Below are 26,614 nucleotides of genomic sequence, written 5' to 3'. Positions count from 1 at the left end.
TCAAGTGAACAAGTGGTTGATTCCAGCGGTTGCCGCCGTAGCTTTGCTCAGCGGCTGTTCCAGCGTACAACGTGGCTCGATTCCGGTCGTGGATTCCGGCACCGCCGTATCCAACAGTGAGCGGATCTCGGCCAATGGCGGTTTCCGCCAGACGACCGTCAAGCGTCCTGCGCAAGGTCAGTCGCAGACCCAGGCGATTCCGCAGGGCGACACCGGCGTTGTGGTGATGGTGCCAGGCGCGGCAACGACGTCGACGCCGATCAGCACCACGCCGATCACCCCGGGTCCGATCACCCCGGGTCCGATCACCCCGGGGCCGATTGACACGTCGCCGGTCCAATCGGCGCCGATCAATCAGGGCAGCTACAGCATGCCGTCGTCGCCAAGCGGGATTCCATCGGCCAGTTCGGGCGGACTTTCCGCCGACGAGCAACTGGACAGCCCGGTATTGGCTTTGCTGACCACCGCTCAACAGCAACAGGCGAGCGGTGATCTCAACGGTGCCTCCTCCAGCCTCGAACGCGCACAACGCGTTGCCCCGCGTGAGCCGCAGGTGCTTTACCGTCTGGCGCAGGTGCGCATGGCTCAAGGTGATGCCGCCCAGGCCGAACAGTTCGCTCGCCGTGGGCTGACCTTCGCCAACGGCCGTCCAGCCCTTCAGGCCAACTTGTGGGAGCTGATTGCCCAGGCGCGCGAAAAGCAGGGTGACTCCCAGGGTGCTGCATTGGCTCGCCAGAAGGCCAAGGTAACGCTGTGATGGATGCGCGCTTTCTGAAAATCGCCGATCAACTGTTGTTGATCGAGCGCGAGTTGCGGATGCAAGGGTGGTGGGATGAAGTTTCGCCCTCTGCCGAAGCGCTTTCCAGTGTCGAGCCGTTTTCGGTCGATACACTGGATTTCGAGCAATGGCTGCAATGGATCTTCCTGCCACGCATGAAGATGATCCTCGAGCAGGATTTGCCGCTACCCAACGCTTCAGGCATTCAGGAAATGGCTGAAATGGTTTTTGCCGGGCGCAATGTCCAGGGCAAGGATCGGCAGTTGCAGGTATTGCTCAAGCAGTTTGATCAGTTGATCACAGCGTCCCGCTGAGCCAGAAGCTGCCAGCATCCGCTGGCAGTTGTTCACAATATCTCTCTATTTTGTCAGCCGCTGCAGGGGAAGTGCATTCGAGTGCCAATTTTTTGCCAAAAGTTGCGCAATCGAAGCTAACACAGGGCTGATTTACGGGTTTTTTCTTGCGTTCTCATGTGCTTAGTAGAATAAAGCACATAGACGACTTGACTTGCGAAGGACGAAACAGAAGAATCCAAAGTCCGCTGTACAGGGACTGCCAGAAGCAGACCCTCTCAGCAGATCATGAGGCGCATATCCGCGTCGACCTGTTACACCCGCAACGCGTTACCTCGCGCTGGGTGGGAAAGCCCCGCAACACTTGGGACGATCCCAATACTTGCTCAGTCAGTGCTGACGTAGTCGGCGACCACCGTCGCTCATGCTCTGCCGAGAAGTAAACCTATTAAGACCCGTCCCATTTTTCGTGGGCGGTATTCTGGCGTTTTAGAGGTGAGCAACGTGGAGCTTTTATCTGGCGGTGAGATGCTCGTCCGCTTCTTGCGTGACGAAGGCGTCAAATATATCTACGGGTACCCGGGTGGTGCTCTTCTTCATGTCTACGATGCCCTGTTCAAAGAACCGGAAGTGACCCACATCCTGGTTCGTCACGAACAAGCGGCTACCCATATGGCTGACGGCTACGCCCGTGCCACCGGTAAAGCCGGTGTGGTACTGGTGACTTCCGGTCCTGGCGCAACAAACGCCATTACCGGTATCGCGACCGCCTACATGGACTCCATTCCAATGGTGATCATCTCCGGTCAGGTGCCTAGCACCATGGTCGGCACCGATGCGTTCCAGGAAACCGACATGATCGGTATCTCCCGGCCGATCGTGAAGCACAGCTTCATGATCAAGCATGCGTCGGAAATCCCGGAAGTCATGAAGAAGGCGTTCTACCTGGCGCAATCCGGTCGTCCTGGTCCGGTCGTCGTCGATATTCCGAAAGACATGACCAATCCGGCCGAGAAGTTCGAATACGTCTTCCCGAAAAAAGCCAAGTTGCGCTCCTACAGCCCGGCTGTTCGCGGTCACTCCGGTCAAATCCGCAAGGCGGCAGAAATGCTCCTGGCGGCCAAGCGCCCAGTGTTGTACTCGGGCGGCGGTGTGATTCTCGGCGGTGGTTCCGCACCACTGACCGAACTGGCGAAGATGCTCAACCTGCCAGTGACCAATACCCTGATGGGCCTCGGTGGCTTCCCTGGCACCGACCGTCAGTTCATCGGCATGCTCGGCATGCACGGCAGCTACACCGCCAACCTGGCGATGCATCATGCTGATGTGATCCTCGCCGTCGGCGCGCGCTTCGATGACCGCGTGATCAACGGCCCGGCCAAGTTCTGCCCGAACGCCAAGATCATTCACATCGACATCGACCCGGCTTCGATCTCCAAGACCATCAAGGCCGACGTGCCTATCGTCGGTCCGGTCGAGAGCGTCCTGACCGAAATGGTCGCGATCCTCAAGGAAATCGGCGAGACCCCGAACAAGGAGTCCGTTGCCAGTTGGTGGAAGCAGGTTGACGAGTGGCGTGGTGATCGCGGTCTGTTCCCTTACGACAAGGGCGACGGCAGCGTCATCAAGCCGCAGACCGTGATCGAAACCCTGTGCGAAGTGACCAAGGGCGACGCCTTTGTGACCTCCGACGTGGGTCAGCACCAGATGTTCGCGGCGCAGTACTACAAGTTCAACAAGCCGAACCGTTGGATCAACTCCGGTGGCCTGGGCACCATGGGCTTCGGTTTTCCGGCGGCCATGGGCATTCAGTTGAGCTATCCGGATGCGGACGTCGCCTGTGTAACGGGCGAAGGCAGTATCCAGATGAACATCCAGGAACTGTCCACCTGCCTGCAATACGGTTTGCCGGTAAAAATCGTCATTCTGAACAACGGCGTTCTGGGTATGGTTCGTCAGTGGCAGGACATGAGCTACGGCAGCCGTCACTCGCACTCCTACATGGAGTCGTTGCCTGACTTCGTCAAGCTGGCAGAGGCCTATGGCCACGTTGGCGTGCGCATCACTGAATCGAAAGATTTGAAGTCGAAGATGGAAGAAGCGTTCGCCATGAAAGATCGCCTGGTGGTGATCGATATTTCGGTCGATACCAGCGAGCACGTCTACCCGATGCAGATCAAAGACGGCTCCATGCGCGATATGTGGCTGAGCAAGACGGAGCGTACCTAATCATGCGGCACATTATTTCCTTGCTTCTGGAAAACGAACCCGGCGCTCTGTCTCGTGTGGTTGGCCTGTTCTCGCAGCGCAACTACAACATCGAAAGCCTGACCGTGGCCCCGACCGAAGACCCGACCCTGTCGCGTCTGACGCTGACCACGGTTGGTCACGATGAGGTCATCGAGCAGATCACCAAGAACCTGAACAAGCTGATCGAAGTGGTAAAACTGGTCGACCTGTCGGAGAGTGCTCACATCGAGCGCGAACTGATGCTGGTCAAGGTCAAGGCCACCGGCGCCCAGCGTGCCGAGATCAAGCGCACTACCGATATTTACCGTGGACAGATCGTCGATGTCAGCGCCAGCGTGTATACCGTTCAGCTGACCGGTACCAGCGACAAGCTCGACAGCTTCATTCAGTCCATCGGCACCGCCTCGATTCTGGAAACCGTCCGTAGCGGCGTGACCGGCATTGCCCGCGGCGACAAAGTACTCAGCATCTAAACCAAATTAGCGAACGGCCTGAACGGCCTGATATAGGGGAAATTCATGAAAGTTTTCTACGATAAAGACTGCGACCTGTCGATCATCCAGGGCAAGAAAGTAGCCATCATCGGTTACGGTTCCCAGGGCCACGCTCAAGCGTGCAACCTGAAAGACTCCGGCGTTGACGTGACTGTCGGCCTGCGTAAAGGTTCGGCTACCGTTGCCAAGGCTGAAGCCCATGGCCTGAAAGTGACCGACGTTGCTTCTGCCGTTGCAGCTGCCGACCTGGTCATGATCCTGACCCCGGACGAGTTCCAGTCCTCCCTGTACAAGAACGAAATCGAGCCGAACATCAAGAAGGGCGCCACCCTGGCCTTCTCCCACGGTTTCGCGATTCACTACAACCAGGTTGTACCGCGCGCTGACCTCGACGTGATCATGATCGCGCCGAAGGCTCCAGGCCACACCGTACGTTCCGAGTTCGTGAAGGGCGGCGGTATCCCTGACCTGATCGCTATCTACCAGGACGCCTCGGGCAACGCCAAGAACGTCGCTCTGTCCTACGCTGCCGGTGTTGGCGGCGGTCGTACCGGCATCATCGAAACCACCTTCAAGGACGAGACCGAAACCGACCTGTTCGGTGAACAAGCCGTTCTGTGTGGCGGTACCGTTGAACTGGTCAAGGCCGGTTTCGAAACCCTGGTTGAAGCTGGCTATGCGCCGGAAATGGCCTACTTCGAGTGCCTGCACGAACTGAAGCTGATCGTTGACCTCATGTACGAAGGCGGTATCGCCAACATGAACTACTCGATCTCCAACAACGCCGAATACGGCGAGTACGTGACCGGCCCTGAAGTCATCAACGCCGAATCCCGTCAGGCAATGCGCAACGCCCTGAAACGTATTCAGGACGGCGAATACGCCAAGATGTTCATCAGCGAAGGCGCTACCGGCTATCCTTCGATGACCGCCAAGCGTCGTAACAACGCCGCTCACGGTATCGAAATCATCGGCGAGCAACTGCGCTCCATGATGCCGTGGATCGGTGCCAACAAGATCGTCGACAAAGCCAAAAACTAAGTCACGTGCTTGTACGAAAAACGCGGCTTAGGCCGCGTTTTTTCGTTTGGGGGCCGGTTCTGGTATAAAGCTGCATCGTTTGCGGCCGAACCCTCGTCCCAGACACCTGTCCAAACTTTCCACCCGTTGCAAGGTAATGTCCATGAGCGAACGCCCCGAAGAGCCAAACCAGCCTTCTGACGCCGAAAGCCTGCTGCCCATCGATGAGCATGTCGAAGAAGGGCATGACGCCGAAGGTCGTAAAGTCCGGCATCGTGGTATCTATCTTCTGCCGAATCTGTTCACCACTGCGAACCTGTTCGCAGGGTTCTATTCCATCATCAACTCGATGAGCGCTCAGGCGGCCTTGAGTGCCGGTGACTCGGCCAATGCGAGCAAGTATTTCGCATTCGCGGCCATCGCGATCTTCGTCGCCATGGTGCTCGATGGTCTTGACGGGCGCGTGGCCCGCATGACCAATACCCAGAGCGCCTTTGGTGCCGAGTACGACTCGCTGTCGGACATGGTTGCCTTTGGTGTTGCCCCGGCATTGCTGGCCTTCGGCTGGGCCTTGGGTGACATGGGCAAGGTTGGCTGGATGGTCGCCTTCATCTATGTGGCGGGCGCGGCATTGCGTCTCGCGCGCTTCAACACCCAGGTCGGCACCGCTGACAAGCGCTACTTCATCGGTCTGGCCAGTCCCGCCGCTGCGGGTGTGGTTGCAGGTATCGTCTGGGCGTTCAGCGACTACGGCATCCAGGGTTCCAAGATGTCTTTCCTGGTTGCGCTGATGGTGGCGGCGGCCGGCATGCTGATGGTCAGCAACATCAAGTACAACAGCTTCAAGGAGCTGGACCTGAAGGGGCGAGTGCCTTTCGTGGCGATTCTCGCGGTAGTGTTGGTGTTTGCGGTTGTTTTCAGTGATCCGCCACGCATTCTGCTGCTGGTCTTCCTCGCCTATGCCGCGTCCGGCCCGGTTCAATACCTGTTACATCTTCGTCGGCGTAAAAGCGTCGAGTGATGTAATTTCCCTCATACTCCGCAGTCTGTTGGTGCATCTGTTCTCCAATGCTGCGGAGTAGCCATGCTGATCAAAGTCCCTAAAGCATCCGACTGCCATGAGTCGGATGTCACGCCTGAATCCATCTACCTTTCTCGACGCAATGTATTGGGTGTTGCTGTTGCCGGTTTGGCCGTGAGCGGCCTTCCTCGGTGGGCGGCTGCCGACGATGTGGCGCGTTATGCGGGCGTCGAGCCTGGCAAGGCGCCTTCCTGGTTCAGCGAAAAGCTTTCCTCGGTCAAGTGGGGGGCGGTTGTCGTCAAGGATGAGGCGATCACCCCGTTCAAGGATGCGACCCACTACAACAACTTTTACGAGTTCGGCACCGAAAAAGGTGATCCGGCCGCCAATGCCGGCACGCTGAAGACGGAACCGTGGTCGGTGGTGGTGGACGGGGAGGTGGGCAAGCCCGGTCGGTATGCGCTGGAAGACTTCATGAAACCGTATCAGCTGGAGGAGCGAATCTACCGACTGCGCTGCGTGGAGGCCTGGTCGATGGTCATTCCCTGGATCGGTTTTCCCCTCTCGGCCTTGCTCAAGGAAGTCGAGCCAACCTCTAAAGCCAGATTCATCCGCTTCGAAACCCTGCAGGATCCCAAGAGCATGCCGGGTCAACGCTCCGGTTTTGCCTTGATCGACTGGCCATATATAGAGGGGCTGCGTCTGGATGAGGCGATGAACCCGTTGGCGATTCTTGCGGTGGGCATGTACGGGCGTGAGTTGCCTAATCAAAACGGCGCGCCGTTGCGTTTGGTGGTGCCCTGGAAATATGGCTTCAAGAGCATCAAGTCCATCGTGCGCATCAGTCTGGTCAGCGAGCAGCCGAAAACCACCTGGCAGAGCATCGCTGCGGATGAATATGGTTTTTATGCGAACGTGAATCCCGCCGTTGATCATCCTCGCTGGACTCAGGCGCGTGAACGCCGCCTGCCCAGTGGTCTGTTCAAGCCGAATGTGCGTGACACGCAGATGTTCAATGGCTATTCAGAGGAAGTCGCCTCTCTATATACGGGGCTCGACTTGAGGAAGAACTACTGATGCGCTATCCGTTTTGGCGTATCGGTCTCTTTGTCGTGGTGCTGGTGTGGCCGCTGCTGTGGTTGTACCAGGCCTGGGAGGATGTCCTTGGGCCGGATCCGGGCAAGGTGCTGGTTGATCGACTGGGTTTGGGGGCGCTTGTTCTGCTGCTTGTAACCTTGAGCATGACCCCTTTGCAGAAACTCACCGGTTGGGCGGGGTGGAATGCCGTGCGGCGACAGTTGGGGTTGTGGTGCTTTACCTATGTGCTGCTCCATCTCGGTAGTTATTGCGCATTCATACTTGGCTTTGACTGGTCGCAGTTGGGTGTCGAGTTGCGCAAGCGGCCTTACATTATTGTCGGGGTGTTGGGTTTTCTTGGTTTGCTGGCATTGGCGGTGACTTCCAATCGATACAGTCAGCGACGATTGAGGGCCGGCTGGAAGAAGTTGCATCGCCTGGCGTATGTCATTCTCGGGCTTGGATTGCTGCATATGCTCTGGATTGTGCGCGCCGACCTGAAGGAGTGGGTGATCTATGCCTCTATAGGTGCGTTGCTGTTAGTGCTGCGGCTACCGCCTTTGGCTCGTCGAATCCCGCGTCTGATGGCTAAAAAGGGCTCTTCTGCCAAAAAGGCGTAAATAGCTGTTGACGGCAGATTTCAGATGTCTATAATTCGCCCCACTTCCGGCGCAGTCGAAACGGAAAACTCCTTGGTAAACAACGAGTTACGCAGTTTTCGGCAGCAGGTTGCTTCAGTTCATCGAAGCCGAAAGGGAGTTGAAAAAGAGGTGTTGACAGCAGCGTGTAACGCTGTAGAATTCGCCTCCCGCTGACGAGAGATCTGAAGCGCAAGTGGTTGAAGTTGTTAAGGATTTCCAAGCGAAACTTTGAAAACTTCTGAAAATAATCACTTGACAGCAAATGAGGCTGCTGTAGAATGCGCGCCTCGGTTGAGACGAAAGATCTTAACCAACCGCTCTTTAACAACTGAATCAAGCAATTCGTGTGGGTGCTTGTGGAGTCAGACTGCTAGTCAACAGATTATCAGCATCACAAGTTACTCCGCGAGAAATCAAAGATGTAACCAACGATTGCTGAGCCAAGTTTAGGGTTTTCTCAAAACCCAAAGATGTTTGAACTGAAGAGTTTGATCATGGCTCAGATTGAACGCTGGCGGCAGGCCTAACACATGCAAGTCGAGCGGATGACAGGAGCTTGCTCCTGAATTCAGCGGCGGACGGGTGAGTAATGCCTAGGAATCTGCCTGGTAGTGGGGGACAACGTTTCGAAAGGAACGCTAATACCGCATACGTCCTACGGGAGAAAGCAGGGGACCTTCGGGCCTTGCGCTATCAGATGAGCCTAGGTCGGATTAGCTAGTTGGTGAGGTAATGGCTCACCAAGGCGACGATCCGTAACTGGTCTGAGAGGATGATCAGTCACACTGGAACTGAGACACGGTCCAGACTCCTACGGGAGGCAGCAGTGGGGAATATTGGACAATGGGCGAAAGCCTGATCCAGCCATGCCGCGTGTGTGAAGAAGGTCTTCGGATTGTAAAGCACTTTAAGTTGGGAGGAAGGGCATTAACCTAATACGTTAGTGTTTTGACGTTACCGACAGAATAAGCACCGGCTAACTCTGTGCCAGCAGCCGCGGTAATACAGAGGGTGCAAGCGTTAATCGGAATTACTGGGCGTAAAGCGCGCGTAGGTGGTTTGTTAAGTTGGATGTGAAAGCCCCGGGCTCAACCTGGGAACTGCATTCAAAACTGACAAGCTAGAGTATGGTAGAGGGTGGTGGAATTTCCTGTGTAGCGGTGAAATGCGTAGATATAGGAAGGAACACCAGTGGCGAAGGCGACCACCTGGACTGATACTGACACTGAGGTGCGAAAGCGTGGGGAGCAAACAGGATTAGATACCCTGGTAGTCCACGCCGTAAACGATGTCAACTAGCCGTTGGGAGCCTTGAGCTCTTAGTGGCGCAGCTAACGCATTAAGTTGACCGCCTGGGGAGTACGGCCGCAAGGTTAAAACTCAAATGAATTGACGGGGGCCCGCACAAGCGGTGGAGCATGTGGTTTAATTCGAAGCAACGCGAAGAACCTTACCAGGCCTTGACATCCAATGAACTTTCCAGAGATGGATTGGTGCCTTCGGGAGCATTGAGACAGGTGCTGCATGGCTGTCGTCAGCTCGTGTCGTGAGATGTTGGGTTAAGTCCCGTAACGAGCGCAACCCTTGTCCTTAGTTACCAGCACGTAATGGTGGGCACTCTAAGGAGACTGCCGGTGACAAACCGGAGGAAGGTGGGGATGACGTCAAGTCATCATGGCCCTTACGGCCTGGGCTACACACGTGCTACAATGGTCGGTACAGAGGGTTGCCAAGCCGCGAGGTGGAGCTAATCCCATAAAACCGATCGTAGTCCGGATCGCAGTCTGCAACTCGACTGCGTGAAGTCGGAATCGCTAGTAATCGCGAATCAGAATGTCGCGGTGAATACGTTCCCGGGCCTTGTACACACCGCCCGTCACACCATGGGAGTGGGTTGCACCAGAAGTAGCTAGTCTAACCTTCGGGAGGACGGTTACCACGGTGTGATTCATGACTGGGGTGAAGTCGTAACAAGGTAGCCGTAGGGGAACCTGCGGCTGGATCACCTCCTTAATCGACGACTCAGCTGCTCCATAAGTTCCCACACGAATTGCTTGATTCATTGAAGAAGACGATAGAAGCAGCTTTAAGCTCCAAGCTGATAGCTCCAAGCTAACAGTTACGCGCTCGAAATTGGGTCTGTAGCTCAGTTGGTTAGAGCGCACCCCTGATAAGGGTGAGGTCGGCAGTTCGAATCTGCCCAGACCCACCAATTTTGTATGGGGCCATAGCTCAGCTGGGAGAGCGCCTGCCTTGCACGCAGGAGGTCAACGGTTCGATCCCGTTTGGCTCCACCATTAACTGCTTCGAAGCGTTTGAGAGTTTAGAAATGAATATTCCAGCGTGAATATTGATTTCTAGTCTTTTGATTAGATCGTTCTTTAAAAATTTGGGTATGTGATAGAAAGATAGACTGAACGTTACTTTCACTGGTAACGGATCAGGCTAAGGTAAAATTTGTGAGTTGCTCTTAGGAGCTCAATCGAATTTTCGGCGAATGTCGTCTTCATAGTATAACCAGATTGCTTGGGGTTATATGGTCAAGTGAAGAAGCGCATACGGTGGATGCCTTGGCAGTCAGAGGCGATGAAAGACGTGGTAGCCTGCGAAAAGCTTCGGGGAGTCGGCAAACAGACTTTGATCCGGAGATGTCTGAATGGGGGAACCCAGCCATCATAAGATGGTTATCTTGTACTGAATACATAGGTGCAAGAGGCGAACCAGGGGAACTGAAACATCTAAGTACCCTGAGGAAAAGAAATCAACCGAGATTCCCTTAGTAGTGGCGAGCGAACGGGGACTAGCCCTTAAGTTGATTTGAGATTAGCGGAACGCTCTGGAAAGTGCGGCCATAGTGGGTGATAGCCCTGTACGCGAAAATCTCTTATCAATGAAATCGAGTAGGACGGAGCACGAGAAACTTTGTCTGAATATGGGGGGACCATCCTCCAAGGCTAAATACTACTGACTGACCGATAGTGAACTAGTACCGTGAGGGAAAGGCGAAAAGAACCCCGGAGAGGGGAGTGAAATAGATCCTGAAACCGTATGCGTACAAGCAGTGGGAGCCCACTTTGTTGGGTGACTGCGTACCTTTTGTATAATGGGTCAGCGACTTATTTTCAGTGGCGAGCTTAACCGAATAGGGGAGGCGTAGCGAAAGCGAGTCTTAATAGGGCGTCTAGTCGCTGGGAATAGACCCGAAACCGGGCGATCTATCCATGGGCAGGTTGAAGGTTAGGTAACACTGACTGGAGGACCGAACCGACTACCGTTGAAAAGTTAGCGGATGACCTGTGGATCGGAGTGAAAGGCTAATCAAGCTCGGAGATAGCTGGTTCTCCTCGAAAGCTATTTAGGTAGCGCCTCATGTATCACTGTAGGGGGTAGAGCACTGTTTCGGCTAGGGGGTCATCCCGACTTACCAAACCGATGCAAACTCCGAATACCTACAAGTGCCGAGCATGGGAGACACACGGCGGGTGCTAACGTCCGTCGTGAAAAGGGAAACAACCCAGACCGTCAGCTAAGGTCCCAAAGTTATGGTTAAGTGGGAAACGATGTGGGAAGGCTTAGACAGCTAGGAGGTTGGCTTAGAAGCAGCCACCCTTTAAAGAAAGCGTAATAGCTCACTAGTCGAGTCGGCCTGCGCGGAAGATGTAACGGGGCTCAAACCATACACCGAAGCTACGGGTATCATCTTCGGATGATGCGGTAGAGGAGCGTTCTGTAAGCCTGTGAAGGTGAGTTGAGAAGCTTGCTGGAGGTATCAGAAGTGCGAATGCTGACATGAGTAACGACAATGGGTGTGAAAAACACCCACGCCGAAAGACCAAGGTTTCCTGCGCAACGTTAATCGACGCAGGGTTAGTCGGTCCCTAAGGCGAGGCTGAAAAGCGTAGTCGATGGAAAACAGGTTAATATTCCTGTACTTCTGGTTATTGCGATGGAGGGACGGAGAAGGCTAGGCCAGCTTGGCGTTGGTTGTCCAAGTTTAAGGTGGTAGGCTGGAATCTTAGGTAAATCCGGGATTCTAAGGCCGAGAGCTGATGACGAGTGTTCCTTTGGAACACGAAGTGGTTGATGCCATGCTTCCAAGAAAAGCTTCTAAGCTTCAGGTAACCAGGAACCGTACCCCAAACCGACACAGGTGGTTGGGTAGAGAATACCAAGGCGCTTGAGAGAACTCGGGTGAAGGAACTAGGCAAAATGGCACCGTAACTTCGGGAGAAGGTGCGCCGGTGAGGGTGAAGGACTTGCTCCGTAAGCCCACGCCGGTCGAAGATACCAGGCCGCTGCGACTGTTTATTAAAAACACAGCACTCTGCAAACACGAAAGTGGACGTATAGGGTGTGACGCCTGCCCGGTGCCGGAAGGTTAATTGATGGGGTTAGCTAACGCGAAGCTCTTGATCGAAGCCCCGGTAAACGGCGGCCGTAACTATAACGGTCCTAAGGTAGCGAAATTCCTTGTCGGGTAAGTTCCGACCTGCACGAATGGCGTAACGATGGCGGCGCTGTCTCCACCCGAGACTCAGTGAAATTGAAATCGCTGTGAAGATGCAGTGTATCCGCGGCTAGACGGAAAGACCCCGTGAACCTTTACTATAGCTTTGCACTGGACTTTGAATTTGCTTGTGTAGGATAGGTGGGAGGCTTTGAAGCGTGGACGCCAGTTCGCGTGGAGCCAACCTTGAAATACCACCCTGGCAACTTTGAGGTTCTAACTCAGGTCCGTTATCCGGATCGAGGACAGTGTATGGTGGGTAGTTTGACTGGGGCGGTCTCCTCCTAAAGAGTAACGGAGGAGTACGAAGGTGCGCTCAGACCGGTCGGAAATCGGTCGTAGAGTATAAAGGCAAAAGCGCGCTTGACTGCGAGACAGACACGTCGAGCAGGTACGAAAGTAGGTCTTAGTGATCCGGTGGTTCTGTATGGAAGGGCCATCGCTCAACGGATAAAAGGTACTCCGGGGATAACAGGCTGATACCGCCCAAGAGTTCATATCGACGGCGGTGTTTGGCACCTCGATGTCGGCTCATCACATCCTGGGGCTGAAGCCGGTCCCAAGGGTATGGCTGTTCGCCATTTAAAGTGGTACGCGAGCTGGGTTTAGAACGTCGTGAGACAGTTCGGTCCCTATCTGCCGTGGACGTTTGAGATTTGAGAGGGGCTGCTCCTAGTACGAGAGGACCGGAGTGGACGAACCTCTGGTGTTCCGGTTGTCACGCCAGTGGCATTGCCGGGTAGCTATGTTCGGAAAAGATAACCGCTGAAAGCATCTAAGCGGGAAACTTGCCTCAAGATGAGATCTCACTGGGACCTTGAGTCCCCTGAAGGGCCGTCGAAGACTACGACGTTGATAGGTTGGGTGTGTAAGCGCTGTGAGGCGTTGAGCTAACCAATACTAATTGCCCGTGAGGCTTGACCATATAACACCCAAGCAATTTGCTTACTTCGAAGGAAGCATCAGATTGCGGTGTGTGAAGACGAAACGAACCGAAAGTTCGAGATGCTCACAAAACACCTAGCTGTCACATACCCAATTTGCTGAAGCGCGGCCAACCGGCCACGACTCGGTACCCGAATTTCTTGACGACCATAGAGCGTTGGAACCACCTGATCCCATCCCGAACTCAGCAGTGAAACGATGCATCGCCGATGGTAGTGTGGGGTTTCCCCATGTGAGAGTAGGTCATCGTCAAGATTAAATTCCGAAACCCCTATCTGCGTATGCAGGTAGGGGTTTTGTTTTTGGCGTAGAAAAAAGCACGATCAATCAAGCACAAATTGGCGCAGTTATTTTTGTCCCGGGACACTAGAATAGGTCCAACTTTTTCAGAGTCAGAGCGCTTATGCCGGAGCCGGTTGACGCCCAAGGGCTGTCAGAATTACCACTAGAAAATCTGGTTGCCTGTCATGAGTGCGACTTGCTCATGCGTAAACCAGAACTCGCCCATGGCGAAAAAGCCCTGTGCCCGCGCTGTGGCTACGAGCTTTATGCCAATCGGTACAACGTCGTACAGCGCAGTCTTGCCCTGGTCATCGCCGCCTTGTTGTTGTTTATTCCGGCGAACTTTTTACCCATCATGCAGCTCCATCTACTCGGCCAATCTTCGCAAGACACGGTCTGGAGCGGCGTTGTCGCCCTTTTTGACACGGGCATGCAAAGCGTTTCAGTGATTGTGTTCCTGTGCAGCATGGGGATCCCGCTGCTCAAACTGCTGTGCCAACTGGCCGTATTGTTGAGTATCCGTTTCGATGTCGGACGCAGCTACGGCTTGTTGCTCTATCGCATTTATCACCATATACGCGAATGGGGGATGCTCGAGGTTTACTTCATGGGCGTACTGGTGGCGATCGTAAAACTGGCAGATATGGCAGCCATCACCGTAGGCCTCGGCCTGGCGTGCTTCATTGGTTTGTTGCTGATTCAAGTCTGGCTGGAGGTCGTAATGTCGCCTCACCAGATCTGGCAAGCGTTATCAGGAGAAGATGCGCATGCGGGCGATTGATGCAGGCATTCTGATTTGCAAGGAATGTCATGAATTGAACAGACAGGAAGCTGATACCGATGAGCAAGTCTGTACGCGCTGCGGTGCGCTGGTGCATGCCCGCAGCCCGAATAGCCTGGTGCGCACCTGGGCATTGCTGATTACCGCCGCCATTCTTTACATACCGGCCAACTTGTTGCCGATCATGACCGTGAACTCCCTGGGCAAAGGTGCGCCCAGCACGATCATGGCGGGAGTGATCGAGTTGGTGCACTACGGCATGTTCCCCATAGCGGCCGTGGTGTTTATCGCCAGTATCCTGGTGCCCACCTTCAAGCTGGTGGGCATCGCCCTGCTGCTGTTTTCCGTGCAGCGCCGTCAGCCCCTTTCGGCTCGCCAGCGCATCTGGATGTACCGTTTCATTGAATTCATCGGCCGCTGGTCGATGCTCGATATCTTTGTGATCGCCATCCTCGTGGCGGTCGTGAATTTTGGACGGCTTGCCAGCATCGAAGCCAATCTTGGCGCCATCGCTTTCGCCACGGTGGTGATTCTGACGATGCTTGCCGCGGTAACTTTTGATCCCCGACTGATTTGGGATAACACGGAGTCGGACGACGACCATGACTGATTTGCCTGTAGCGAAAACCCGACCGGCTTCGAACTGGTCTGCCATTTGGGTGTTGCCCCTGATCGCCTTGATCATCGGCGGCTGGCTCGGCTGGCGTGCCTATAGCGAGACCGGTATCCAGATTCAGGTACGATTTGAGAGCGGCGAGGGCATTCAGGCCAACAAGACCGAAGTTGTCTATAAAGGCATGTCGGTCGGCAAGGTCAAAAGCCTCAAGCTCGATGACGAAGGCAGCTCCAAAGGCGTGATCGCCAGCATCGAAATGAACAAGGACGTTGAGCAATACTTGCGAACCAGCACACGTTTCTGGCTGGTCAAGCCGAGCGTGACGCTGGCAGGGATTACCGGTCTTGAGACGCTGGTTTCAGGCAACTATGTCGCCATCAGCCCGGGGGAAGGCGAGCCCGTGCGCAAGTTCAAGGCCCTGGCCGAGGAACCGCCGCTCTCCGATGCCCAGCCCGGTCTGCACTTGACCATCAAGGCCGACCGCCTGGGCTCGCTGAACCGTGGCAGTCCGGTGTTCTACAAACAGATCAAAGTGGGCCAGATCAAAAGCTATGTGTTGTCCGAGGACCAGAGCACCGTCGAGCTCAAGGTCTTCATTGAGCCGACCTACGCCAAGCTGGTGCGCAAACACACGCGTTTCTGGAACGCCAGTGGCATCAGCATCGACGCTAATCTGTCGGGTGTGAAGGTTCGCAGTGAATCCCTGGCCAGCATTGTCGCCGGTGGTATTGCGTTTGCCACCCCGGAAAACCGCAAGGACAGCCCGCCTACCGACCCGAGCCTGCCATTCAGGCTGTATGAAGACTTCGATGCAGCGGCGGCCGGTATCCGGGTCAAGGTCAAACTCAGCGACTTCGAAGGCTTGCAGGCTGGACGTACGCCGGTGATGTACAAAGGCATTCAGGTCGGCAATCTCAAGGCGCTGAAGGTCGATCCAGATCTGTCCGGCGCCACCGCCGAATTGACGATGGATCCGCTGGCCGAGGATTATCTGGTCGAGGGCACACAGTTCTGGGTGGTCAAACCGTCTATTTCCCTGGCGGGTATTACCGGCCTCGAAGCGTTGGTCAAAGGCAACTACATCGCTGTGCGGCCTGGCGACAAGGGTTCGGCACCACAACGGGAGTTTGCGGCACGGGCCAAGGCGCCGCCGCTGGATCTGCGTGCACCCGGCCTGCACCTGGTGTTGTTCACGGAAAATCTCGGTTCGCTGGAAGTCGGCAGCCCGGTTCTGTACAAGCAGGTCAAGGTCGGTTCGGTACAGAGCTATCAGTTCTCGCGCACCAAAAAGCAGTTGATCATCGGTGTGCACATTGAGAAGGAATACGAGGATCTGGTCAACGCCTCGACGCGCTTCTGGAATGCCAGCGGGATCACGCTCACGGGCGGACTGACCGGTGGGGTTCAAGTCAAAAGTGAATCGCTGCAAAGCTTGATGGCCGGTGGTATTGCGTTTGAAACACCGGAAGCCAAGGCGCCGCTACAGAAACGTATTCCGCGTTTCCGCTTGTTCGCCAGCCGTGACGACGCCACGCAAAAGGGCGAGGTGATCACCATCAAGGTCGACCGCGCCGATGGTTTGCGCACGGGTACGCCGATTCGCTTCAAGGGCCTGGATGTCGGCAAGATCGAGGACGTTGACCTGAGTGACGATCTGCAATCGGTGCTGCTGACCGCGCGGATTACCGAAGTGCCGGAGCGCATCGCCCGGGTCGGCAGTCAGTTCTGGGTGGTCAAGCCTGAGCTGGGCCTGATCAAGACGTCTAACCTCGAAACCCTGGTGACCGGGCAATACATCGAGGTGCAACCGGCGCCGAAGAACCTGGGACCGCAGAAGAACTTTGTCGCTTTGGCCGCAGCTCCCGAAACTGCAAAGCAGGAAGCGGGATTGAGTCTGGTGTTGAGCGCGGCCCGTCGTGGTTCGCTCAAGGCCGGCGTGCCAGTGACGTATCGTGAAATCACCGTGGGCAAGGTGACCGGTTATGAGCTGGGCCAGACCGCTGATCGCGTCCTGATCCATATCCTGATCGAGCCGAAGTACGCGCCACTGGTACGCAGCGGTACAAGGTTCTGGAACACCAGCGGTTTCGACTTCGATGTCGGTCTGTTCAAAGGTGCAACGGTGCGCACTGAATCCCTGGAAACGATGATTCAGGGCGGTGTCGCCTTTGCCACGCCGGACGGCGATCGCATGGGCAGCCCGGCGCGACCCGAGCAGACGTTCGCGCTGTTCGACAAGTTCGAAGAGGAATGGCTGGGCTGGGCGCCGAAGATTTCGCTCGGCAAATAGTTTGATGGTGCTTGTGCTGCCGTCTTCGCGAGCAGGCTCGCTCCCACAATGGATTGCGTTTACGCCGATCTAAAGTGGGAGCCTGCTCGCGAAGGGGCCTTCAAACGCACTGAAAGGCTAAAAACAAGTTGATAAAAAAGGCCGCGATCCAATGGACCGCGGCCTTTTTCATTACCTTCGATTCAAGCCTCAGACCGCATCCAGCTCCGGTTCATCCGCTTGTTCGTTGACCGTCGCCTTCACCTGATCGTGACGACGGATGTACTTCCAGTCCGCCTCATCGATGTAGATGCCGGCCGGGCCGCTGCCGCCTTCCAGGTCGATGGCGACACTGGCGCAGACCTGCGGCTTCACGCTGGCCAGGATCGGCACGAAGCCCAGTTGCAGGCTGGTTTCCAGCAAGGCGGCCTGGTTCTTCTCATCGATGTCCGCCGCTTCGTCGAGGTAGTACGGCAGGCGCACACGACCGGCCTGGTCACGGTCCATCAAGTGCAGCAACAAGTACATGTTGGTCAGCGCTTTGATGGTCATGGTGGTGCCGTTGGAAGCGGCGCCGTCGATGTCGGTGTGGATCACCGGTTGGCCGTTGACCTTGGTGATCTCGAACGCCAGTTCGAACAGGTCCTTGAGGCCGAGCTGGTTGTGGTTGGCCGCCACCAGCCGTGCCAGGTATTCCTTGGCCTCTTCGTTTTTGTTGTCCTGCTCGGCGCTTTGGCTGAGGTCGAAGACCGACAGGGTTTCGCCTTCTTCGTACTGACCGGCGCTGTGGATGATCTGGTCGATGTGCTTGAGCGCTTCCTTGTTCGGCGCGAGCACGATGCGGAAGCTTTGCAGGTTGGAGACCTGACGTTTGTTGATCTCTCGGTTGAACAGTGCCAGCTGGTGTTCGAGGCTGTCGTAGTCGCTGCGGATGTTGCGCAAGGTCCGGGCGATGTCGGTCACGGCTGCACGACGGGCCTTGCCCAGCGTCAGAGCTTCGTCGGTGCGGTGCGCGTACGCATTGATCAGCAGTGACAGGCGGCGCTCCATATCGTCTTCGCTGTCGAACTTGGCCACGCCCTTGAGGCGCACCTGAGCGTACAGCGCTTCGATCTGACCATCGGCGCGCAGCAGGCCTTGCCAGCTGTCCTGATAGTCATTGAGCAGCGGCAGCAGGTTGTCCATGGAATCGTCGATCGGGTCCATGAACGGCGTGCCGAATGGCAGGTCTGTCGGCAACAACTGACGGCGGCGCAGGGCGTCGTCGAGAGTGCGTTGCTTGGCTTCCATGTCGCCGATCTGGCGGCCGACCAGTTGCAGCTTGGCCGACAGTTGCTGGACGCGCTCGGTGAAGGCATCGCTGGAACGCTTCAATTCGTCCTGAGCGGCTTCCATCTGCGCCAACTGTTCCAGTTTGTCGCCTTCCTCGGCGCTCAGGGTTTGCGCGCGGCGGAAGTCTTCCAGGGCTTTCTGCGCATCCAGCACTTGCTGGTACAGCGCTTCGGTCTGGGTCTTGCTCGCGGCGCGGTCGGCGGCCACGGCCTGCTGGGTCTTCAGTTGCTTGAGTTCTTTGTCCAGGCGTTCCTTCTGGTCGCGCAACGCCGCGCGGTCAGCCAGGGCCTGCAACGCTGGCGGCTCGATGTGGGAGATGTCGATGGACAGGCCCGGCACTTCGAAGCGTTCGCCTTTGAAGCCGTCGAGGATCAGTTCCACGGACTTCACCCAGTCGCCGTTCTCGTCGAGGGTGATACCGTGTTCGCCAAGCGGCAGACTGAACAGGGCGCTGTTGAACAGGCGCATCAGGCGCTCGACGTCCTGCTGCGAGAATTCTTCGCGCAGACGGGCGTAGCTGTTGTTGTCGGCGTGATCGAGTTGCTGCCTGACCGACTTCAGGCGTTTTTCCAGATCGCGCAGACGCTCTTCCAGATCTTCGGCGCTGAACTGACGGGACTGGGCCAATGCACCGGCCAGTTCGTCATGGGCATCCTTGGCGGCGAGCAGCTGTTGCTCCAGCACCTTGACGTCATCGACCAGGGCAAAGCGATGCTTGAGCACCGACAATTCGCCGAGCCAACGCTGGATGCCGGTGATTTCCCGCTCCAGGCGCATCAGTTCCTGAGTGCCACCACGCTGATCGTTTTGCAGGGCGTCCTGTTCGTTGCGGTAGTGCTCGGCCTGAATGGTCAGCTCTTCCTTGCGCGCACTGGCGTAGTCCGACCAGGTGCCCAGCAGCGAATCGAGCAGGGGCGAGATCCGGTGCAGCTTGCCGCGCAGGATGTCGCGTTGTTTCACACCGTTGGCCAGAGCTTCGACCAGCGGGCCGGCGGCGACCAGCGAGTTGTAGTCCTGCTCCATGCGTCGTACATCGCGGAACGCCTCTTCGCACGCGGCAATGTAATCGACGCTGCCGGAACGCAGGCTGTGCTCGAAGGCATCGAGGAACAGCTGCTTGAGCTTGGCCGCGGTGATTTCGCGCATGTGCAGCAGGTTGATGAACAGGGCGCGGAAGGTCTTCAGGCTCTGCTCGCTGGTGGAACGCAATGGAATCAGCGTCAGGTCCAGCGGGATCGAGGTGTGACCACCGACCAGCAAACGGCGCAATTCGTCCGGCTTGAGTTCGTAGGCTTTCAGGCCTTCGCGCTCAAGGTTGGTGAACAGTTCTTTCTGGCGCAGGCAGGTGTCGTTTTTCTGGTAGTGGGCCAGGTCCAGTTTGCCGGCATAGGCAAAGAACTGATGACCGAAGCCGCCACCCGGGCCGCGGCCGACCACACCGATCACGTGGGGGCCGTGGGGCAGGTTCACTTCCACCAGGATGTAACTGGTGTCCGAGGCGAAGTAGAAGCGCCGGGATTGTTCCAGGCTGTACTTGCCGAAACTCATGTCCGACATGCGCGCCAGGATCGGGAACTGCAAGGCGTTGATCGAGGCGGATTTACCGAGGTTGTTCGCGCCGTATACCGACAGCGGCTCTTCCAGCGGAAACAGGCCGAGGCTGTAGCCGGCGGTGTTCAAAAGGGCAAAGCGGCGGATGCCGTAACGTTCCTTGCTCATGCGTCGAGCTCCTGTTCTTCGGCGATGGCGCGGGCCAGGGCGTCTTCTTCGCTTTCGTCTTCAAATTCTGCGAGGTCGAGCGGATCGTCGGTCTGCAGCAGTTTTTCGTCGCTGTCTTCGTCGATCAGTACCGGCACCGGCAACGGCAGGACGCTGTGCAGGCTGGCGGCCAGGTCGCGGTCCTGTTGCACCGACAGGCACACATCAAGGAAGCGGTGCATTGGCGGCAGGAAGCGGTAGACACCGTTTTCTTCGCTGGCGAAACCGAGTTGCGTCATGCGGCGCATGATCTTTTCTTCCAGCTCGTCCTGGGTCTGCACTTCGGCCTGGATGAACAGGTCGCGGTACTTTTCCAGCAACGACGGCAGCTCATCGCGGCCGAGGCTGCCGCCATCGAGCACGGAGATCGGGTCGCGGCCCTGGTCGGCCAGGTGCTCGACGAGGATGAAGGTGAACAGCGCCAGACGCTGGGCGGTCTTGTTCACCGCCGCCGCCGCGAGGTCTGGTACGAAGTAGTAGAAACCGCGGGTATCGCAGACCAGTTCAAAGCCCAGGGCCTTGAACAGCGTGCGGTATTGGTCCTGAAAGTTCGACAACTGTGCGTACAGTTCCGGATCGCGGCGGCTGACGTGGTAACCCTTGAACAGCTCGCGAAAGATCGGTGCCAGATGGGACAGTTCGGATAGATCAAGATGCATAAGGAGTGCTCGCAGAATCCTCGGCGGCGGTGTTACTGACCGAGAGCAGGGCGAAGGAGCGCAGGCTGACCTGGTGCTCGTGAGTATGGTATTGGCGACGTTCCAGACGCTCGCGCTTGAAGCGTTTCTCCCGCGACAGGCGCGAGAACCAGTACAGCAATTCGTCGGTGGCGCCGTCCGGCTCCTGCTCCAGCAGCCAGGTCATCAGGTCCGGCATCGGCAGGGCGTCTTCGCAGCGTTCGAGCATTTCCCGAACGGTGCGTGGCGCTCGTGGCGCTTCGCCTTTCTGGGTCTTGTGCGCCTTGGGGAAGCGTGCAGGTTTGGGCTCGAAGCGGGCCAAGGCGTAGACGTAGGCTTCGACCTGGCTGGCGCTGCCGAGGAAGGTACTCTGCGGACGGGTGAACATCGGCATCGCCGCCTGTGGCACGGCGTCGATGCCCTTGCGGCGGATCATCGACAAGGCCAATGCGGCGCCACGGGTCACGGCGTTGTGCCGGCGCGCTTCTTCACGCAGCGGCAGCAGCAGCTCGCGGGCGTGACGCAGGGTCAGTTGGGCGCTGGTCTGCATTTCGAGGATGCGCGCGTGGGTGCGCAGCAGCATGTCGTCGTCGACCAGGTGGCCGAGACGCTGCTGTTCGCTGAGCATCTTCAGCAGTACGGTTTCGACCTTGCGCACGCCTTGTTCGAAGGCGCCGTCGGCGTTCACCAGATCAATCATCGGCTCGACGTATTCGTCCCAGGTCGCCAGCACTTCAGCGTAACGCTGGCGCAACGGAATCTGCCGGTCGCTGGTTTTCGCCCGTTCGGCGACGGCCACCAGGGCCTGTTCGTCGTTATCGAGTTTTTTCAGCACGTCACGCACGCGCATGTCGAGCAGGCGCAACTGGCGGGCCAGGTCATTGCCGTCGCGAATATCGAACGCGTCCTGGATATAACCGGCCAGGCGCTCGAGGTGACGCAGGTAGGCTTCGATTTCCAGGCACAGGCCCAGGCGGTGTTCACGACGCAGGTAGGCGAGGAAGTCGTGAATCTGCGCGTTGAGCTCGAAACGGTTCGGGCTTTTGGCCACGGGAACCAGGATATCGAGGCGAATCCACACATCCAGCAGGCTGGTGATGTCCTGCGGCGTACTGTCGAGTTGCTGGGCGGCCAGTTGCGTGCGCAGTTCGTTCAGGCTCAGTGTGCCTTGGTCGAAGTGCTCGCACAGTGGCTCCAGAAGTGCCCAGTGTTCAGCGAGGGCGCGCAAGACGCGCTTGGGTTCGATCATCGGAATGGCCGGCTGGTTGGCGATTAAAAGCCGCGATTGTACTGCATCGGGGGCAATGCGATTCAATCCCGGGACGGACTGTCGCCTTCTTTTCGGTAAAGTGCATCGATCAACTGCGGGCGATCTTGAGCGAACGGCGGTAGAATCAGCGCACTTTAGTTATCCACAAGTGGCCGACCTTTGCTTATCGAGTCCCGTCGTCGCGCTTATCTGGCCGCCATGCAGGTGGTCAACTGGCTGCCGCGCACCGAATTGCCCTTTGCCGCGCCGTCGCGGCCCGAGCTGCTGGAGATCCCCGAGCCGGTGGTAGTCGCGCCTGTCGTGCCCGCTGTTGTGGCTCAGGCGCCCGTGGCGCCTGTGGTCAAGCCGGCCGAGCGGGCGAAGATCGAAGTACCGCGACCATCGTTGGCGAGCACGCGCACCGGGGCCAAACCGGTGGAAGAGGCCGAAGAGGCTCCGGTCGTGGTCAAGGCGCCGGTCGTGCCGCCGCCGCGTTTCGCCCTGCAATTGCTGCGGGCCGGGCGTTGCCTGCTGCTGGTGGAGTTACCCACAGGCGAATCCTTCCAGACTCGCGATCCGGCCTACCTGCTGCTCAAGGACATGCTGCGCGCCGCCGGTCTGCCGGACAGCCCGCAGATCGTCGGTGAGCCGGTGCGTTGGCCGCTGTTGGTGCGTGGCACGATGGATCAGGGCCCGGAAGCGGCCCGCGACTTCGTGCAAGGTTTTCTCTCGGTGCGCATGGAAGAAACGCCCTGCGCCTGCTTGTGGCTGATCGGCCTGCCTGCGGTGCGATTTGCCGGCGAGGCGGATGCCGAGGCGTTCAATCGCGAGTTGCAGATCGAAGGCCTGGGCTCGGCCTGGGCAGTGCCGGGCCTGGAATTATTAATGGAAGAGCCACAGCGTAAAGCTGATGTCTGGCAAGCCATGCGTCGGCTGATGGCGCGCTGGAAAGAATCGAATGAGTGACGCTGTATCGTTTCGCCCGATGACCGAGGCGGACCTGGAAACCGTACTGAAAATCGAATACGCGGCCTACAGCCACCCCTGGACCCGCGGGATTTTCCTCGATGGCCTGGGCAAGTATCAGATCTGGCTGATGTTCGAAGGTCAGCAGCAGGTCGGCCACGGTGTGGTGCAGATCATCCTCGACGAGGCGCACCTGCTGAACATCACGGTCAAGCCGGAAAACCAGGGCCGCGGCCTGGGGCTGACCTTGCTTGAGCATTTGATGTCGATCGCTTACAAGGCCGACGCCCGGGAGTGCTTCCTGGAAGTGCGCGACAGCAATACCGCGGCGTTCAAGCTGTATGAGCGTTATGGTTTCAACGAGATCGGACGGCGTCGGGATTACTACCCGGCGGTGGGCGGGCGCGAAGATGCGGTGGTCATGGCCTGTACTTTGGTGGATTGAGCCTCAAAAGCTTCGCGAGCAGGCTCGCTCCCACAGCGATTTGTGTCGTACATAAAACCTGTGGGAGCGAGCCTGCTCGCGATGAGGGCCTGACAGACACCAAAGATCAGCGCTTGCCGTCCATCGGATCGCGCCGCGCCAGTTCAGCCTCATCCAGGCCATCGCCGCCGCCAATATCGTCCTCATCGACGATGCTCAGGTCCCAATCGGCGCGGCTATCATTGCCCGCTTCATGGGCATCCCGGGCGCCGTCTTCACGGATCAGGGTTTCCGGGCTCAGGTCGTCGTCGGTCGGTTGATGGTCACCGGTCAGGTCCGCTTCACGTCCGCGCCGACGAGGCATCAGTTGCTCGCGCTCCCTTTCCGGCAGTTCGTCACCGATTCTGGCGCCGGGCGCTTCTTCATCGAAGTCCAGCTCGCGCACCGAGCCCATGCGGTCTTCGTTGTCATCGACGGGTTCCGGTTGCGCCGCATCGTACGGACGTCGTGAATCATTCATGGTAATTCCTCATACTGTAGGCCTTACTACGGTTGACCTACTTGGCTACCGAGAATTCCACCGGCATGGAGCCCCGTGTTCCGGATCAGGAGAGCATCTGCATTTCGCGCGTGACCCCGACAGACGGTTGTCAGTCAAAGATGCGCATCATTCTTGAGGCTTCAAAGCATGAACGAATTACAAGATCTGATTGATAACAACGAGCGTTGGGCCGCTGCGATCAAGGAGGAAGATCCTGACTTCTTCGCCAAGCTGGCTCGCCAACAGACCCCTGAGTTCCTGTGGATCGGTTGTTCCGACGCCCGTGTACCGGCCAACGAGATCGTCGGCATGCTGCCGGGCGATCTGTTCGTACACCGTAATGTGGCCAATGTCGTGCTGCACACCGACCTCAACTGCCTGTCGGTGATTCAGTACGCCGTCGATGTACTCAAGGTCAAACACATTCTGGTCACCGGCCACTATGGCTGTGGCGGTGTGCGGGCTTCGATGCAGGATCGCCAGTTCGGCCTGATCGACGGATGGCTGCGTTCGATTCGCGATCTCTATTATGAAAAACGCGAAGAACTGGCCAAATACGCCACCGAAGAAGAGCGCGTCGACCGCCTCTGCGAACTCAACGTGATCCAGCAGGTAGCCAACGTCGGGCACACCAGCATTGTGCAAAACGCCTGGCACCGTGGGCAGAGCCTGTCGATCCACGGCTGCATCTACGGTATCAAGGATGGTCGCTGGAAGAGCCTGAACGCGACCATCAGCGGTTTCGAGCAACTGCCGCCGCAGTACCGCCTGCGTCCGTTCGAACCTCTGTGAAACCCTTCAATACCGACTTCGCCGACGCCACTGTTGCAAAAACAGCTGGCCGTCGGCGTTCGGCTCCTCATCGTAGCCGGTGATCCAGCCTCGGCACTCGTATGAGCCGCACTGGCAGGCGAACTGGCGTTGCAGTTTGTCTTCGCTGGCGGCGAAGTCCATGGTCAGCCAGTCACCCTGGCCGATGTCCTTCAGCGTCCATAACCACAACTCGCTCAAGTCGAGAAAGACATTGGGGTCGCAGGAGTGTCGCAACAGTCCGCAGAAGCGCGGGTCGTAGACGTGCACGCCCGGGGCGAGTTGACGGGTATGCCGGCAGCGATAGGGCAGTAAGTGCCCCGACGCCCGGCAAAGACGGGTGATTCGCGGGAACTCGCGCCGTGCGGCAACAGCCGTGGCTTCGCCCTTGGCGTTTTCAATGATTTCGAAGTCGGCCAGGGACGGAAATCCCAGGTGAACGGGCAGCTCCGAAAAGGGGTAAATACCTTGCGGCGGTTGCGGGCGTTTTCGTTGAGGGGCGTGAGCTTTCATAACGATCCCTGTCTGCTGAGTGCTGCGACTTCCTTGTGCCGACGTTCCTGTCAGCACAGCGGCACATGAGTTCAGCTCAAGCCTCTCGCAGATACTACGGGCGGTCTACTGTCATAAGTGACAGATTTGACCGCCGTTCATCGGATTACAACGGCGGAGCAGGTTTTGCCGTGGTTGGCGCCGGGGCCTTGAGTTGTTTGAGCTGGGACACGATCGAAGCTGTCGCGCATTTACCCACAGCCTGTTGGGGCGACAGGTTACGGATCGAGGTGTAGAACAGTTCGCAGGTTTTTTCTTTCTGGGCCACTTGCCAGGTTTGTCTGCAGGTATTGAGCTCAACGTCCGGATTGCTGTCCGGTTGGCGGCCCATGGCGGCCTGCCAGCACGCAGCACTCAAGTCCTGGCCCATGACTTTCAGGCCTGCGGCATCGGCCTTGGCCTGGGCGTCACTGCCGGTATAGCTTGCCGGATCGGCGGCATACCAAATGTAGCTCGGGTGGTTGGAGCCCAACACGGGGACTTTCACGCCGTTGTCCGGGGTGATCAGGGCCAGACTCAACACGTTCACCGTCTGCCCGTATTGCTCTTTGATCCAGTTACGTACCGGCGCGCCGAAGGCGACCATCGGCAGCGCTGCGCCGCTGGCGCTCAGGCTGACTTCCTTGACCATGGTGGTCTGGTAATCCTTGAAGTAGTCGTAGACGCCTTCGAGGTCCTTGCCCGCGTTGGACGGCGCGGCAATCGGGGCGATGTCGATGATCGTCTGGTAGCCCGGCGTCTGCCCGGCCGGAATGCCGTTGACAGTCAGCAGCGTGGCCCAGCGATCCGTGGTGGCGGACCTCAGGTAATCCTGGGCCTGGGTCAGCGAATAGTCTGGCGGGAAGTGCAGCAGTTCGACGCTTTTGCGGTTTTCCAGGGCCATACCCAACGGCAGGAACAGATACCAACTGTACGCCCACTTGCCATCGGCATTCAGTTTGCTGGCGCCGTTATAGGCCAGGTCACCGGCGTCGAGCAGCGCGGCCAAGGGCTTTTCATAACCGGCGGGTACGCCGCTGATTTCGGCATAAAGCTGATTGTTATCGGTCTTGATCAGAACCTTCGCCTCGGTGTAGCCATCACGCTGCACGCTTTGGGTCAGGTAATGCTCGACGGTTTGCTCGAGCGTCCAGTTGCGAAAGCAGATCACGTTGCAGTTGTTGGGGTAGGCGAAGAGGCGGGTAACACGTTCGGTAGTGCCCAGCTTCAAATTGACATCGGCGTGGACGGTAGTGCTCAGGGTGAGGGCTGCGAGGGTGAGTGCCGCGAGTTTGAACATGCTCAGATCCTTTTCAGCGTATAAGACCAGCGGATATTGAAACAGACAGGGC

The 26,614-nt window shown here is 57.5% G+C and carries 20 protein-coding genes, 2 tRNA genes and 3 rRNA genes; 19 read left to right on the top strand and 6 right to left on the bottom strand.

What is annotated here, in order from left to right; translation table 11 throughout:
- The first annotated feature begins 4 nt into the window (after positions 1-4).
- The 16 genes from AC3ITA_RS24545 (at position 5) to AC3ITA_RS24470 (ending at position 16,995) form a co-directional block, all read left to right on the top strand.
- Positions 5-757: a tetratricopeptide repeat protein gene (locus tag AC3ITA_RS24545; RefSeq protein ID WP_489278582.1), complete on the top strand. Its 753-nt coding sequence runs from the start codon at positions 5-7 to the stop codon at positions 755-757.
- Positions 757-1,092 carry a YqcC family protein gene (locus AC3ITA_RS24540; protein WP_095945498.1) on the top strand — a complete coding sequence of 112 codons (336 nt, stop codon included), beginning with the start codon at positions 757-759 and terminating at the stop codon, positions 1,090-1,092. Before AC3ITA_RS24545 ends, AC3ITA_RS24540 begins: the two co-directional genes overlap by 1 nt.
- 483 nt (positions 1,093-1,575) lie before the next feature.
- The gene (locus tag AC3ITA_RS24535; RefSeq protein ID WP_095945529.1) at positions 1,576-3,300 is read left to right on the top strand and encodes an acetolactate synthase 3 large subunit; all 1,725 of its coding nucleotides are present in this window, start codon (positions 1,576-1,578) and stop codon (positions 3,298-3,300) included.
- 2 nt (positions 3,301-3,302) lie between these two features.
- On the top strand, positions 3,303-3,794 hold the full coding sequence (gene ilvN / locus AC3ITA_RS24530; RefSeq protein WP_003176102.1) for an acetolactate synthase small subunit: 492 nt from the start codon (positions 3,303-3,305) through the stop codon (positions 3,792-3,794).
- A 45-nt stretch (positions 3,795-3,839) separates the two neighbouring features.
- The gene (ilvC, locus tag AC3ITA_RS24525) at positions 3,840-4,856 is read left to right on the top strand and encodes a ketol-acid reductoisomerase (RefSeq protein WP_003228216.1); all 1,017 of its coding nucleotides are present in this window, start codon (positions 3,840-3,842) and stop codon (positions 4,854-4,856) included.
- 142 nt (positions 4,857-4,998) lie between these two features.
- Complete coding sequence (pssA, locus tag AC3ITA_RS24520; RefSeq protein WP_150672732.1) at positions 4,999-5,856, top strand: CDP-diacylglycerol--serine O-phosphatidyltransferase; 858 nt, start codon at positions 4,999-5,001, stop codon at positions 5,854-5,856.
- Between the two features lie 63 nt (positions 5,857-5,919).
- On the top strand, positions 5,920-6,933 hold the full coding sequence (gene msrP, locus AC3ITA_RS24515; RefSeq protein ID WP_095945496.1) for a protein-methionine-sulfoxide reductase catalytic subunit MsrP: 1,014 nt from the start codon (positions 5,920-5,922) through the stop codon (positions 6,931-6,933).
- Positions 6,933-7,553, top strand: coding sequence for a protein-methionine-sulfoxide reductase heme-binding subunit MsrQ (gene msrQ, locus AC3ITA_RS24510; RefSeq protein ID WP_095945495.1), 621 nt, complete (start codon positions 6,933-6,935; stop codon positions 7,551-7,553). Before msrP ends, msrQ begins: the two co-directional genes overlap by 1 nt.
- A gap of 497 nt (positions 7,554-8,050) precedes the next feature.
- Positions 8,051-9,587 (top strand): 16S ribosomal RNA (locus tag AC3ITA_RS24505).
- Positions 9,588-9,709: 122 nt separating this feature from the next.
- Positions 9,710-9,786 (top strand) — tRNA-Ile (locus tag AC3ITA_RS24500).
- Positions 9,787-9,795: 9 nt separating this feature from the next.
- Positions 9,796-9,871 (top strand) — tRNA-Ala (locus AC3ITA_RS24495).
- A gap of 241 nt (positions 9,872-10,112) precedes the next feature.
- Positions 10,113-13,006 (top strand): 23S ribosomal RNA (locus tag AC3ITA_RS24490).
- A 159-nt stretch (positions 13,007-13,165) separates the two neighbouring features.
- Positions 13,166-13,281: ribosomal RNA gene (rrf, locus tag AC3ITA_RS24485) — 5S ribosomal RNA — on the top strand.
- Together the 16S, 23S and 5S rRNA genes with 2 tRNA genes alongside form the textbook arrangement of a ribosomal RNA operon.
- A gap of 148 nt (positions 13,282-13,429) precedes the next feature.
- Complete coding sequence (locus AC3ITA_RS24480) at positions 13,430-14,089, top strand: paraquat-inducible protein A (protein WP_095945249.1); 660 nt, start codon at positions 13,430-13,432, stop codon at positions 14,087-14,089.
- Positions 14,076-14,699: a paraquat-inducible protein A gene (locus tag AC3ITA_RS24475; RefSeq protein WP_095945250.1), complete on the top strand. Its 624-nt coding sequence runs from the start codon at positions 14,076-14,078 to the stop codon at positions 14,697-14,699. The genes AC3ITA_RS24480 and AC3ITA_RS24475 overlap by 14 nt, the downstream gene beginning before the upstream one ends.
- The gene (locus tag AC3ITA_RS24470) at positions 14,692-16,995 is read left to right on the top strand and encodes a PqiB family protein (RefSeq protein WP_095945251.1); all 2,304 of its coding nucleotides are present in this window, start codon (positions 14,692-14,694) and stop codon (positions 16,993-16,995) included. The genes AC3ITA_RS24475 and AC3ITA_RS24470 overlap by 8 nt, the downstream gene beginning before the upstream one ends.
- A gap of 189 nt (positions 16,996-17,184) precedes the next feature.
- Here the strand turns inward: AC3ITA_RS24470 and mksF are convergent, their stop codons facing one another.
- Genes mksF through mksB form a run of 3 tightly spaced genes read right to left on the bottom strand, consistent with a single transcriptional unit; the run spans position 17,185 to position 21,990 of the window.
- The gene (gene mksF, locus AC3ITA_RS24465) at positions 17,185-20,025 is read right to left on the bottom strand and encodes an Mks condensin complex protein MksF (protein WP_095945252.1); all 2,841 of its coding nucleotides are present in this window, start codon (positions 20,023-20,025) and stop codon (positions 17,185-17,187) included.
- Complete coding sequence (gene mksE, locus AC3ITA_RS24460; protein ID WP_095945253.1) at positions 20,022-20,723, bottom strand: Mks condensin complex protein MksE; 702 nt, start codon at positions 20,721-20,723, stop codon at positions 20,022-20,024. The genes mksF and mksE overlap by 4 nt, the downstream gene beginning before the upstream one ends.
- A complete protein-coding gene (mksB, locus tag AC3ITA_RS24455; protein ID WP_172435383.1) occupies positions 20,713-21,990 on the bottom strand; it encodes an Mks condensin complex protein MksB in 1,278 nt (425 codons plus the stop codon). Before mksB ends, mksE begins: the two co-directional genes overlap by 11 nt.
- 219 nt (positions 21,991-22,209) lie before the next feature.
- Between mksB and AC3ITA_RS24450 the strand changes: the two genes are divergently transcribed.
- Positions 22,210-22,956 (top strand): energy transducer TonB, encoded by a 747-nt coding sequence (locus AC3ITA_RS24450; protein ID WP_414928626.1) that lies wholly within the window; start codon positions 22,210-22,212, stop codon positions 22,954-22,956.
- Positions 22,949-23,401, top strand: coding sequence for a ribosomal protein S18-alanine N-acetyltransferase (gene rimI, locus AC3ITA_RS24445; RefSeq protein ID WP_007978046.1), 453 nt, complete (start codon positions 22,949-22,951; stop codon positions 23,399-23,401). The genes AC3ITA_RS24450 and rimI overlap by 8 nt, the downstream gene beginning before the upstream one ends.
- 106 nt (positions 23,402-23,507) lie before the next feature.
- On the opposite strand, the gene AC3ITA_RS24440 is transcribed toward rimI, so the two are convergent.
- Positions 23,508-23,900, bottom strand: coding sequence for a serine kinase/phosphatase (locus tag AC3ITA_RS24440; protein ID WP_489278577.1), 393 nt, complete (start codon positions 23,898-23,900; stop codon positions 23,508-23,510).
- Between the two features lie 168 nt (positions 23,901-24,068).
- Between AC3ITA_RS24440 and can the strand changes: the two genes are divergently transcribed.
- Entirely contained in the window at positions 24,069-24,713 is a 645-nt protein-coding gene (can, locus tag AC3ITA_RS24435; protein ID WP_008046121.1) for a carbonate dehydratase, read from the top strand.
- 6 nt (positions 24,714-24,719) lie between these two features.
- Here can and AC3ITA_RS24430 read toward each other — a convergent pair whose 3' ends face one another.
- Together AC3ITA_RS24430 and AC3ITA_RS24425 are read right to left on the bottom strand one after the other, a co-directional pair.
- Positions 24,720-25,244 (bottom strand): SET domain-containing protein, encoded by a 525-nt coding sequence (locus AC3ITA_RS24430; RefSeq protein ID WP_414928601.1) that lies wholly within the window; start codon positions 25,242-25,244, stop codon positions 24,720-24,722.
- 145 nt (positions 25,245-25,389) lie between these two features.
- A complete protein-coding gene (locus AC3ITA_RS24425) occupies positions 25,390-26,562 on the bottom strand; it encodes a hypothetical protein (protein WP_095945258.1) in 1,173 nt (390 codons plus the stop codon).
- Positions 26,563-26,614: the final 52 nt, after the last annotated feature.

It is taken from the genome of Pseudomonas sp. GL_090 (assembly GCF_057837765.1).
This window is presented reverse-complemented; position numbering and strand designations above follow the sequence as displayed.